Annotated in this window: 10 protein-coding genes; 4 read left to right on the top strand and 6 right to left on the bottom strand. The window is 69.8% G+C overall.

Going from position 1 to position 11,309, the window contains the following annotated elements:
- Positions 1-81: 81 nt before the first annotated feature.
- Positions 82-453, bottom strand: coding sequence for a MarR family winged helix-turn-helix transcriptional regulator (locus BLU81_RS25670; protein WP_092557628.1), 372 nt, complete (start codon positions 451-453; stop codon positions 82-84).
- A gap of 270 nt (positions 454-723) precedes the next feature.
- On the opposite strand from BLU81_RS25670, the gene BLU81_RS25665 reads away from it, so the two are divergent.
- Positions 724-1,626, top strand: coding sequence for an NAD-dependent epimerase/dehydratase family protein (locus tag BLU81_RS25665; RefSeq protein ID WP_092547014.1), 903 nt, complete (start codon positions 724-726; stop codon positions 1,624-1,626).
- Between the two features lie 90 nt (positions 1,627-1,716).
- On the opposite strand, the gene BLU81_RS25660 is transcribed toward BLU81_RS25665, so the two are convergent.
- The 4 genes from BLU81_RS25660 to BLU81_RS25645 all read right to left on the bottom strand — a co-directional run bounded on the left by BLU81_RS25660 (position 1,717) and on the right by BLU81_RS25645 (position 6,943).
- Positions 1,717-2,340, bottom strand: a complete 624-nt coding sequence (locus BLU81_RS25660) for a hypothetical protein (RefSeq protein ID WP_197685980.1) — start codon at positions 2,338-2,340, stop codon at positions 1,717-1,719.
- A 674-nt stretch (positions 2,341-3,014) separates the two neighbouring features.
- Positions 3,015-4,382 carry a type VII secretion protein EccE gene (locus BLU81_RS25655; protein ID WP_092547013.1) on the bottom strand — a complete coding sequence of 456 codons (1,368 nt, stop codon included), beginning with the start codon at positions 4,380-4,382 and terminating at the stop codon, positions 3,015-3,017.
- 30 nt (positions 4,383-4,412) lie between these two features.
- On the bottom strand, positions 4,413-6,071 hold the full coding sequence (locus BLU81_RS25650) for a right-handed parallel beta-helix repeat-containing protein (protein WP_092557626.1): 1,659 nt from the start codon (positions 6,069-6,071) through the stop codon (positions 4,413-4,415).
- Between the two features lie 179 nt (positions 6,072-6,250).
- The gene (locus BLU81_RS25645; RefSeq protein ID WP_092547012.1) at positions 6,251-6,943 is read right to left on the bottom strand and encodes a DUF4191 domain-containing protein; all 693 of its coding nucleotides are present in this window, start codon (positions 6,941-6,943) and stop codon (positions 6,251-6,253) included.
- A gap of 192 nt (positions 6,944-7,135) precedes the next feature.
- Between BLU81_RS25645 and BLU81_RS25640 the strand changes: the two genes are divergently transcribed.
- Positions 7,136-7,357, top strand: a complete 222-nt coding sequence (locus BLU81_RS25640; protein ID WP_092547011.1) for a hypothetical protein — start codon at positions 7,136-7,138, stop codon at positions 7,355-7,357.
- Between the two features lie 53 nt (positions 7,358-7,410).
- Here BLU81_RS25640 and lipA read toward each other — a convergent pair whose 3' ends face one another.
- Positions 7,411-8,307, bottom strand: coding sequence for a lipoyl synthase (lipA, locus tag BLU81_RS25635; RefSeq protein ID WP_092547010.1), 897 nt, complete (start codon positions 8,305-8,307; stop codon positions 7,411-7,413).
- A 376-nt stretch (positions 8,308-8,683) separates the two neighbouring features.
- Between lipA and aspS the strand changes: the two genes are divergently transcribed.
- Both aspS and BLU81_RS25625 read left to right on the top strand, forming a co-directional pair.
- Positions 8,684-9,946 (top strand): aspartate--tRNA(Asn) ligase, encoded by a 1,263-nt coding sequence (gene aspS / locus BLU81_RS25630; protein ID WP_092547009.1) that lies wholly within the window; start codon positions 8,684-8,686, stop codon positions 9,944-9,946.
- Between the two features lie 71 nt (positions 9,947-10,017).
- On the top strand, positions 10,018-11,205 hold the full coding sequence (locus tag BLU81_RS25625; RefSeq protein ID WP_092547008.1) for an outer membrane protein assembly factor BamB family protein: 1,188 nt from the start codon (positions 10,018-10,020) through the stop codon (positions 11,203-11,205).
- The last annotated feature ends 104 nt before the right edge of the window (positions 11,206-11,309 follow it).

The following is an 11,309-nucleotide window of genomic DNA, read 5'->3' as shown; positions in this document are numbered from 1 at the left end:
GTGCAGTCTCACGCCGGCCGCTCTTGGCGCAGTCCTGCGTCGCCGGCTCCTGGGACAGTCCCGCGTTGGTGGCGAGCCGTTTCAGGCGTCGCGGCTCTGTGGTGACAGTGAATCCGCGAGCTCGGCGAGGATCTGCGCGAGAGCCGGCAGCAGAGCGGACGGAACCCGGTCGACCACCCGGCGCCGGGCGCTGGCCAGGTGAGCGGGCTGAATCTCCCGCATCCTGCGCAGGCCGGAATCGGTGAGAATGGCGTCGTTGCCGCGACTGTCCTGACTGTGCCGTTCCTTGCGCACCAGATCATGCCTGGCCAGGTCGTCGACGACGCGGGTGATGCGTGACGGGGTGAGGCCCGCGGCGGAGGCGAGAGCAGCCATCCGCATGCGACGGTCAGGTGCCTGACTGAGGATCAACAGAACCGCGAACTCGGTCATGGTGACCCCGGTGCGCGACATGTCGTCCTCCAGCGCACGCGGCAGCGAATGCACAAGGCGTCCCAGGCTCTGCCAAAGCAGAACCTCCTCAGGACCAAGCGGCGCAGGCCAGTTGTCGTTCGTCACACCCACACTCTACTTGATGAAGCAAGCAACTACCTGATAATTTGCTTAACCAAGCAAGCATCTTGAAGGCTCGCCTACGACGCCGACCGACCTGGTCGGTCGGCGCATCGCTACGCCCGCCGCCTCGATCGGCAGCACACCATCCCACTGAGCACGGAGAACACCATGCAGATTCTCGTCATCGGCGCCACCGGCTATGCCGGCCGTCGCGTCTCCTCCGCCTTGGCCCGCGCCGGGCACACCGTCCTGGGCCTGTCCCGTGACCCGGACGGCCACGCGGCCCGGGACCTGACCGCCCATGAGGTCACCGTGGTCGCGGGCGACTTCTCCGAACCGGAGACCTGGCGCGGACACCTGACCGGCACCGACGCCGTCGTGCACCTGCTCATGGACATGAGCGACCCGGTCGGCGCGGACCAGCGGCTGTTCGCCGAACTGACCGCAGTCCAGAACCGCGACGGCCGCCGACGCCACCTCGTCTACACCACCGGGATCTCCGCCTACGGCCGTACCGGGCTGCCGCTGATGGACGAGACCACCCCCGGCAACCAGGAAAGCCCGATCGGCTTCCGATTCGGCCTGGAGAAAGAACTCGCCGCGACAGGACTCGCGCACACCGTGGTCCGTCCCGGCTTCCTGTACGGCGGCCCGGCAACCACATCGATGACCGGCCAATGGTTCGCCGCTGCCGAGGCGAAGGCCCCCGTCTTCTACGGCGACACCACCAAACGCTGGAGCTGGATCCACGTCGACGACCTGGCCGAGGCCTACGTCCGTATCCTCGACAATCCCGCGGCCGTCGACGGCGAGGTGTTCGTGGTCGCCGACGACCAGAGCCTGACCACCCTGGACATGCAGCGTGTCGCGGTCCGAGCCGCCGGCTACACCGGCGAGATCACACTGGACAGCGCCGCCGCGGGCGGCATCATGCAGATGGCCGCCGACCAGGACGAACTCGTGACCAGCGCCAAGGCCCACCGCCTACTGAACTGGCGCCCCCGCCACCCGTCCTTCACCGACGCCCCGGAATTGCACTATCGGGCCTGGAAGATCGCCACGACGAACTGATCAGAATCCCGGCCGACCCCCTTCGAGCCGGTGCGCCCACCAGTTGGCGCACCCGCCCGCTGGCGGCGAGATCACCGGCCTGGGCGGGTGTCAGCGGCGGGGGAGGCCGATGTACTGCTGTTCGATTCCGGTCTGGTTCAGGAACAAGTAGCGGTCGTCGCCGTCGCCGAGCAGGGCCAGCATGTCGTCCTCCATGGACTGGAGCAGCTGGCCGCTCTGGGGTTTCAGCTTGAGAGCCGCTGAAGCCAGGATCGCCTCGTCGCCGCCGAGACGCTGCATCACGGCCAGGCCGGCTTCCTGGAGTACGGCGATTCCGGGACGGTCGAGCTGCCGCAGAACCGTCAGCTGGGTATGCCACGGACCCAGCGGCGGACTTGTCGTCGGGCCGGTCATGCCCAGGTCGAAAACGGTCAGCAGCGGTGTCTGGGCGGTGCCTCCCCAGGGCTGGCCGGGTTCACCGGCCACGATGGTCAGACGGTTCTGCTGGCCGGTGGCGCGTTCGCCGAAGCCCTGCCAGGCGCGCGGTTCGGTCGTCACCACGACCACCCGCGCCCCGATCGAGAACGCCCGGAAGATCACCAACTGGGCCGCCCACACCCCGCCGACCAGGGTGACCCGGACCGGCTCGGGTGCGAAGAGTCGCAACGGCACCGGAACCTGCCGCTGATCCAGCCCGAGCACCAGCCCCGCCGAAAGCGACTGGGTGACCGTCACCCGTCGCAGCCCGGCCCGTGCGACGGCATGCCAGCCGATCCGCAGCCGACTGGTCGTCCCCGCCGGCCCGGTCCGGTCCGGCGGCCGTTCAGGATCCTCCGGCCCATCCGGCGACGGCGGACGACCAGGCGGACGACCCGGCGGTTGGCCCGACGGACTGCCTGGTCGGTCCGACTGCCCCGACTGCCCCGACTGGCTCGGTTGGGCCGCCGAGAATGTTCCCGACCGGGCCAACGGCGCTGAGGTGACGGCCGGTGCCAGAGCCCGCGCCACCGGCTCCCCGGCACCCTGCTGCTGGCTGTAAGGCGCAACCGGCGCCGACACCGGCCGAACCGCCATAGGCACCGCAGCCCACCCGGACGCCCCCTGCCCGCTGTCTCGCCACCCGGACGCCCCCTGCCCGCCGTCCTGCGGTGCGGAACTCGCCTGCCCGTTGTCTCGCCGTGCGGAGGTCTCCTGCCCGCCGTCCTGCGGTGTGGAACTCGCCGGTCTGGGCACCCAAGGCCCGGGCGTCGCCGGTTCGCCTTCCCGCAGCCTCGGCGGCTGCTGCGGGAGCGGGCTGCGGGCTGAGCCGCGGGCGGGCTGCCGGGACGGACTGTCGCCGGCAGAAGGGTTGGTGGATGGGTCCGGGTTGTCCGGGTGGCGTTCGGAAGGCCAATAGCCGTCGGGGGTGGTCATCCGGCACCGCCTCCGGTCGGGGCGGTCGCGTAGGCCGCCAGGCCGTGTTCGCCGTCCAGGGGGAGCAGTTCGCCGCCGACCCGGCGGACGCCCTGCTGCAGGACCCGGTCGAGGGCGGCCAGGTCGGCGTCGGGACGGGTGGCGAGCCGGATGAACGCGCGCACCCGGAGTTCGTCGCCGGGAGCCGGGTCGATGACCAGTGTGACGCTGGTCTGGGCCGCCGGTGCGGTCGCCGCCCACGCGAAGAGCGGGCCGATCTCGGTCGCCGAGGTGGGCCAGGTCTTCAGCCAGTACGTCCGGTGGATCAGCCGCGCCGACCGCCAATGCGTCCACGCCTCGTCCACCCCGGGGCCCTCGGTCAGCGCCCACGGTTCCACGTCGCAGGAGCGGGCCAGCAGGGCGAGCAACTGTTCCGCGTCGAGGGGCCGCCCGGTGATGCCCAGGCGCCGCAGACTGGTCGCCACCTTCCGGGCCAGCCCGGCGACGAGACGGGCGGCTTCCTCCGGGTCGGCGGTGTGGTCGAGCAGCGCCTCGGCCAGGGTGCGGGCGTCGACGCGGATGCTGATCGTCGACTCCCGGAACGACGGGACCGGGCCGGGACTGACCGACTCGGTGAGCTGCCGGTAGGAGGCCCCGGCCGGAGTCGCCGCGGGCGTGTCGGGGCTGGGCGCCGGAACCGTGTGCGTGACCAGCCCCAGGACCAGCCCCGGTTGCCCGGTGCCGGAGAGCGCGGTGACCAGCACGTCGAGGGGGAGTGGGGCGGCAGCCGGGTCGAGGGCCACCCCGCTGAACCAGCCGGCCTCGTCCCGGGCGACACCGACCGTGGTCTCCGGGACCTGCCCGGGAAGGTTCGCGGGGGAGGTGGCCGCAGTGGTCGCGGGGCCGATGTCGCGGACGGTGAGGCCGGGGGCGATCGTGCGCAACGCGGCCAGCACCGGCCCGTGCCGGGGGTCGACACGGGCCGACCGGCGGCGCCGGTGTTCGTGGGTGACCTGCCAGTGCTCCAGCCACCAACGATGCTGCCGGCGGGTGAAGAAGACCAGGACCAGCAGGCCGCCACCGGCCGCGGCGAGCAGGACGACCAGTGGTGTCCGGGTGAACGAGGCGGCGAAGGCGAGCAGCGCGGTCTCGGCGACCACGATCTGCACCAGGCTCAGCGGCCCCAGATGGCCCTTGCGCGGTACGGCCCGAACCGTCGCCTCGGGCACCTGATGAGACAGCGTGGCCGGGTGGCTCCCGCCCGGGGGAGGGGTCTCACCCCAGACCGGTGGCGTGGCCGGTGGCCGCAACGGTGCGGCGGCCGCTGTGGCCTGCCGTGGCGCTGGCGCGGCACTGCCGTACGTCGTTCCCTCTCCACGATGCACCGGTCACCTCCCCGTTCAGATCAAGGTAGTTCAGCGGGTCGCCACCCGCAGATCGGCGAGCATGAGTGTCCGAAGGTCGTCACGGCTGGGCATCCGCCCCATCGCCCGTAGCCGTCCGGACTGTGCCTTGCGCATGCTCTCGAGCAGCTTGCGCGCCTCGCGGGCGTTGCCGAAGTTCCGGTGCTGCTCCAACTGACCGAAGTGGTCGTAGAGCGCCTCGGACAACCCGATCGCGAACACGTAGTCGTCGTGCCGGGCGATCCGGCCGGCGATCCGCACCAGTTCCTCCGGGCCGTAGTTCTCGAATTCCATGGTCTTGGCGAACCGTGAGGCCAGACCGGAGTTCGCGTCCAGGAAATCGAGCATCTCGCTGGTGTAACCGGCCACGATCACCGCCACCTGGTCGCGGTGGTCCTCCATCAGTTTCACCAGGGTGTCGATCGCCTCCTGACCGAAGTCGGCGGCCGCCCCGCCGGCCCGGGCCAGCGTGTACGCCTCGTCGATGAACAGCACCCCACCCATCGCGTCCTCGAAGACCGACGTGGTCTTCTCCGCGGTGTGACCGATGTACTGCCCGACCAGATCACGGCGGGACACCTCACGGAACTGCCCGTTCGGCAGCACCCCGAGGGCTTTCAACAGCTGCCCGTAGATGCGGGCGACCGTGGTCTTTCCCGTCCCGGGCGCGCCGGTGAAGATCAGGTGGTGGCTGACCGCGCCGACCGACAGGCCCGCGCCACGCCGCCACTCGTTCACCTGGATCTCGTCGATCAAGGACCGGACCTCGCCTTTCACCCCGGCCAGGCCGATCATCGAGTCGAGCTCGGTGAGCAGGCGCTCGACCTCGGCGGCGTCCTGCGCGGTGCCGGCGGCGACCAGTCCGGCCTGGGGGAGCCCGATGCCGTCGTCGAGTGTCACGGTCGCCTTGGCACCCGGGTCGACGCGCACTCTCGGCTCCGCGGTCTCCTCGACCCGGCACTGTTCGATCACGGCCGTGCAGCCGGCGCCGATCACGATGCCCGGCCCGGACGTCTGATGCACCCAGGTCTCGACGATCCGCGACTGGCTCGCGTGGGCCACCACGATGCCGGCGTCACCGGTGCCGGAGATGTCGCAGCGCTCGATCACCGGGCGGCCGGACTGGTAGACGTAGACACCCCGGTAACCGCAGTCGCTCACCACCGTCCCGCGGATCACCGGGTCGGCGCCGAGTCGCACGATCACCCCGTCGTCGGAGACCCCGCGGATCTCACAGGACTCGATCGTGCCGCCGGCGTCGGAGAAGACCAGCCCGTGCTGACCGTTCGTCACCCGGACCTCAAGGGCGTCGACGGTGGCGCCGCCCTCCGCCTGCAGACCGGAACCGTAACCGGCGGAGAGCTCGCAGCGGCGCAGCCGCACATGGCCCCCGGAGACCGCCACCGCCGGATAGTCGTCGGCGACCAGCGTCAGACCGTCGACCTCGACGTCGCCGGAGGAGACGGCCAGCGCCGGGCCGCCCAGCCCGGACGCGTCCACCACCGCCGAACCGGGATCACCGGCGGCCCGCAGGGCCAGACGGCGGCCGGCCAGGTCGATGCGCTCCCGGTAGGTGCCGGGTGCCAGGGAGACGACCGCCCCGTCGGGTGCCACCTCGAGAGCGTCGCGCAGAGTCGGATAGGTGCCGGGGACCGCCAGGGTGCTGACCACGAACGGGACTCCTTCGTGCCCACGGGTGCGTGTCTGCGTCACCGTCCGGCATGGACACCGGAGCAGTGGTGCAGCTCCGAGGTTAGCGCCTCGCAGTGATCATGGGGTCACCCTGTGGATACGAGCCCTGTGGATACGAAGATGCCCGCCTGAAGAGGCGGGCATCTGTCAGAGGTGGATCAGCGCGGTCGCTGCTGGCGCCCAGCGCCCTTGCTGGGCCGCATGTTCTTCGGGATCGCGCCCTTCGGCATCTGCGGGCGCGACATCAGGGCGCCGAGACGCTTGTCCAGAGCGTTCACATCCTTGCCGGTGAGGTTGCGGGGCAGCTTCAGCATGGTCGTGCGCAGCTTGCGGACCGGGAGCTGGCCGTCGTCGCTGCCGATCACGTAGTCGTACAACGGCGCGTTTCCGATGACCTTGATCAGGCGCTTCTTCTCCTGGCTGAGCAGGCTCCGGACCCGCTGCGGGTCACCCTCGCCGAGCAGGATCACACCGGGCTTGCCGATCACCACGTGCACCATGTCGAACTGCGTGGTGGAACTCGCGGCCGGCCGGACCCGCCAGTCGCCGCGCATGTTCTCCATCAGCGAGGCGGCGGCGCCGGGCTGGCCCTCCGCCACGTTCATCATCGCCGTGTTGGACCGCAGGTTCAGCACGATCAGGACAGCCAGCAGCGTGAACAGGATGCCGACCGGGATCCAGAGGTAACCACCCGTCAGGAGCACGACGACCACGGTGATCGCCACCGGGATCGCGACCGCGCCGACCACCAGCGGGACGAACCACTTGTCCTGCTTCGCCGTGAACGCGAACACCTGGCCGATCTGCTTCAGCCGCTCGCGGAACGACACCTTCTCCTGGGGTTTTGCCATAGCCGCAAAGTGTAGTGGGGCTCAGGTACCGGACGGCGTCCCGGGCACCGGATCATGCCCGAACAGGCACACCGGTGTACCGGGCGGGACCGGGCGAAGGCTAAAGCGGCCGGGCTGAGGTCCGATATCTGTGGGCGACCACCCAGGGCGAGCACAGTGCCGGCCCGGCGCGTTACTCACGGAGGCAGACAGATGGATACCGCAGTCGAGGTGAGTTACGCCGTGGCCGGAATGCTGATCGGGCCGGGCTCGCTGGTGCCGTGGTGGGCCTGGCTGGCTCCACTCGCCATGATCTTCCTGAAGCTTCTCTCACCGGTCCTGCTGCCCGAGGTCGCCGACGCCGGCATGAACTCGGAAGCAGGCAATAAGAAGAGCAAGAAAGGCAAAAAGGAAAAGAAGGCGAAAAAGAAGTAGACCGGCGATCGGGGGAAACCGGACGGCGGGTAGCCGCCGCCCGGTGACGCGGGTCAGGCGCGGGCTTCGAGGGCCTGCTTGTAGAGGCGGCCCGCCCGGTAGGAGGAGCGAACCAGCGGGCCGCTCATCACACCGGCGAAGCCGATCTGCTCGGCCTCCTCACGGAGCTCGACGAACTCCTCGGGCTTCACCCAGCGCTCGACCGGGTGGTGGCGCGGGGTGGGCCGCAGGTACTGCGTGATGGTGATCAGCTCGCAACCAGCCTCGTGCAGGTCGCGGAGGGCGGCGGAGACCTCGGAACGCTCCTCGCCCATGCCGAGGATCAGGTTGCTCTTGGTGACCAGACCGGCCGCGCGGGCCTGCGTGATCACGTTGAGGGAGCGCTCATAGCGGAAACCGGGGCGGATGCGCTTGAAGATGCGCGGCACCGTCTCCACGTTGTGGGCCAGCACCTCGGGGGTCGCGCCGAAGACCTCGGCCAGCTGCACCGGGTCGGCGTTGAAGTCGGGGATCAGCAGCTCGACACCGCAGTCGGGGAGCAACTTGTGGATCTGGCGGACGGTCTCCGCATACAACCAGGCGCCGCCGTCGGGGAGATCGTCGCGGGCGACACCGGTGATCGTGGCGTAACGCAGGCCCATCGTGGCGACCGACTCACCGACCCGGCGGGGCTCGTCGGCATCGAACTCGGCCGGTTTGCCGGTGTCGATCTGGCAGAAGTCACAGCGGCGGGTGCACTGATCGCCGCCGATGAGGAAGGTGGCCTCGCGGTCTTCCCAACATTCATAGATGTTGGGGCAACCGGCCTCCTGACAGACCGTGTGCAATCCCTCTTTCTGCACCCGGCCGCGCATCTCGGTGTACTCAGGGCCCATCTTCGCCTTGACTTTGATCCACGGCGGTTTCCGCTCGATGGGAGTCTCGGCGTTGCGCGCCTCGATGCGCAGCATGCGGCGGCCCTCGGGAGCAATAGTCACACCCCGAAGATACGCCGGGCTCCGGCTGCCGCGCGGTAGGGGCGACGAGGCTCACGTGACCTTTCCTGTGAGGGCGGTCACCCCTAATTCAGGAGAAAGCCGCATCGGCGACTGTTAACGTTCGCCGCACGGCGATGATGGGACCGAGTAACGCTTCGATCCGCCGGCCGAGAGAGTCACCCGCCTGCTGTGAGGGTGACCCGAGCGCCGGAGCGTGAAGACACCCCGGAGCCGCAGCACGACAAAGAGGCGCCCGTGAAAAGGCGCGAAGGTGCGGTGGTACCGCGAGGATCCCGCTCGCCCGCACCTCCCTGGGGCCGCGTTGCAGCATCCGAGGAGGTAACCCGCCATGCAACGCATCCTCTCCACCGAACTGACCGGGCACATCGATGAGACGGTCACCATCGCCGGCTGGATCCATCGCCGCCGGCTACTCAAACAGGTGGCGTTCCTGATCGTCCGGGACGTCTCCGGGCTCAGTCAGGTGATCGTCACCGACCCGCAGACCCGTGAGCAACTCGAACGACTCTCCGAGGAGAGCGTCGTCGAGGTGACCGCCACGGTCACCGCCAGCGAACAGGCGCCGCACGGGGTGGAACTCACCGGGCCGGTGATCCGCGAACTGAGCCGGGTGACCGTACCGCTGCCGTTCGAACTGCATCGACCCGCGCTGACCGCGGGTCTCCCGGCCCAGCTGGACCACGCCGCTCTCGCTCTGCGGCATCCCAGCCGGGCGCTGAGCCTGCGGATCGCGGCCGCCGCGGCCAAGGGTTTCCGGGAGTCCCTGGAGGCGCAGCGGTTCGTCGAGATCCAGACGCCGAAGATCGTCGAGTCGGCGACCGAGTCCGGGGCGAACGTCTTCAAACTCGACTACTTCGGACGGCCGGGTTATCTGGCGCAGTCGCCGCAGTTCTACAAACAGCTGATGGTCGGTGTATTCGAGCGGGTGTTCGAGGTGGGGCCGGTGTTCCGGGCCGAGCCGAGCGACACCGCACGGCACCTGGCGCAGTACACGTCACTGGACGCCGAGATGGGTTTCATCACCGACCACCGGGACGTGATGGCCGCGCTGACCAGGACGATCGCCGGGATGCTGAGGGAGATCGGCAACCACGCCGACGTCACCGCGGAACTGGGCGCGGAGATCCCCGCCGTCCACTTCACCGAGGCGTTGCGGATCGCCGGCGCGCCCGAGGACGAGCCCGACCTGGCACCGGCGCACGAACGTGCGCTGGGTGAGTGGGCGAAGAAGGAACACGGCTCGGACTTCCTCTTCGTCACCGGTTACCCGATGCGCAAACGGCCGTTCTACACCCATCCCGACCCGGCCGACCCGACCTGGTCCAACGGGTTCGACCTGCTGTTCCGCGGACTGGAGATCGTCACCGGCGGGCAGCGGCTGCACCGGTACGAGGACTACGTCACCGCGCTGGCGGCCCGCGGCGAGTCGCTGGAACCGTACGCTGGATATCTCGACGGTTTTCGATTCGGCATGCCGCCGCACGGTGGCTGGGCGATCGGGCTGGAGCGGTTCGTGGCCCGCCTGACCGGGATCGCGAACGTCCGCGAGACCACGGCGTTCCCCCGCGACCTCAACCGGATCGCGCCGTGACGCATGAGGCCGCAACTGATGAGGCGGGCCTCTTGACGCCGGTCTAACGGACGGCGGGATCGAATGCGATCGTGCTCATCGATCTCGATCACGCCCCGCCGTCTCCGGCATCGGATGCCGCGCCCACCCCGCGGCATCCGATGTGGATCGTCGCGGTCCTGATGACGCTGTTTCTCGGTGGTGCACAGGTTCCTGAGGAGATCCGGACACTGCGGCCGTCGGTGGTGGCTGACGAACTCGTCGTCTCCTGGATGCTGGACGGCAACACCTTCTACAGCCTGCACTCGCGACCCGCCGGCGGGTCGATGGAGTTGCAGGCCCGGACGGTGCCGAGTTCCGAGCCGCTGTGGACGAGACTGTTCGACGCCGACGGCACCGTGCCGCAGTTGCGGATGGCCGGGCCGTACCTGGCGCTGATCTACGGCTCCCAGACGGTGCTGCTCGACGCGAGTACCGGAAAGGCACGCTGGCGGGACGACGACTACTCGGCGGCGATGGCGGCCGGTGACGAGGTGCTGCTCTGGACCCCGGAGGGCCGGGCCGGCCTGCTCGACCCGGTGACCGCGAAGATCCGCTGGCGGCAGGAGGTCGCGGCCGCGCCGATCGGCGTCACCACCACCGAACAGCACGTGCAGGTCCTCTACGACGACGGCACGGCGGTGGCATACGGGCGTGCGGGCGGTGAGGTGGTGAACACCGTCGCGGAACTGCCGGTGCGGGAGCAGGACACCGACGCTTACGGAGGGGTGATCGACGACGGGCTGCCGACGCTGGTGGCGGCTGGTGACCTGGCGATCGTCTTCGGTCCTGGGCAGATCGCCGCGCTGCGACTGCCCACACTGGAACGGCTGTGGACGGCACCGGTTCCCCGCCCGGTCGGGGTGAGCCGCTGCGGCAACCGGGTGTGCGTGCTGCACGCCGGCGGGATGACCGCTCTCGATCAGAGCACCGGCGCACCGCTCTGGTCCGGTACCGACTGGACCACCTGGAACGGGACCCTGGCCGGCGGCCCCGGCGGCCGGATCGCCCGAGTCGACCCCGACACCGGGAGAATCCTCGCGGACCGAGGCCGGGGACAGCTCGCCGGAACGATGGTGATCCGCGCCGGAAGCGACCGCACAGCCGTGTTCGACCAGTTCAGCGGGGCTCTCCGCGCGATCGTGCCGTACGCACTGCTCCGCTGCGACGGCACCGGAGACCAGATCGCCTGCCAGGGCCCTGGCGGCTCCGTCATGGTGTGGCGAATCCCGAAAACCTAGATCTGGTACGCCCGGCACAACGGTCCCGCCGGCTCCCCGCGACGCGGGCGGCACTCCGGACCGCCTCGCGACCGCCGGGCCGAATGCGCCGCTCACCGCTACCC

It is taken from the genome of Actinoplanes derwentensis (assembly GCF_900104725.1).
Lineage (GTDB): Bacteria > Actinomycetota > Actinomycetes > Mycobacteriales > Micromonosporaceae > Actinoplanes > Actinoplanes derwentensis.
Note: the sequence above shows the minus strand (reverse complement) of the source record. Positions and strands in the feature narration are given on the sequence as shown.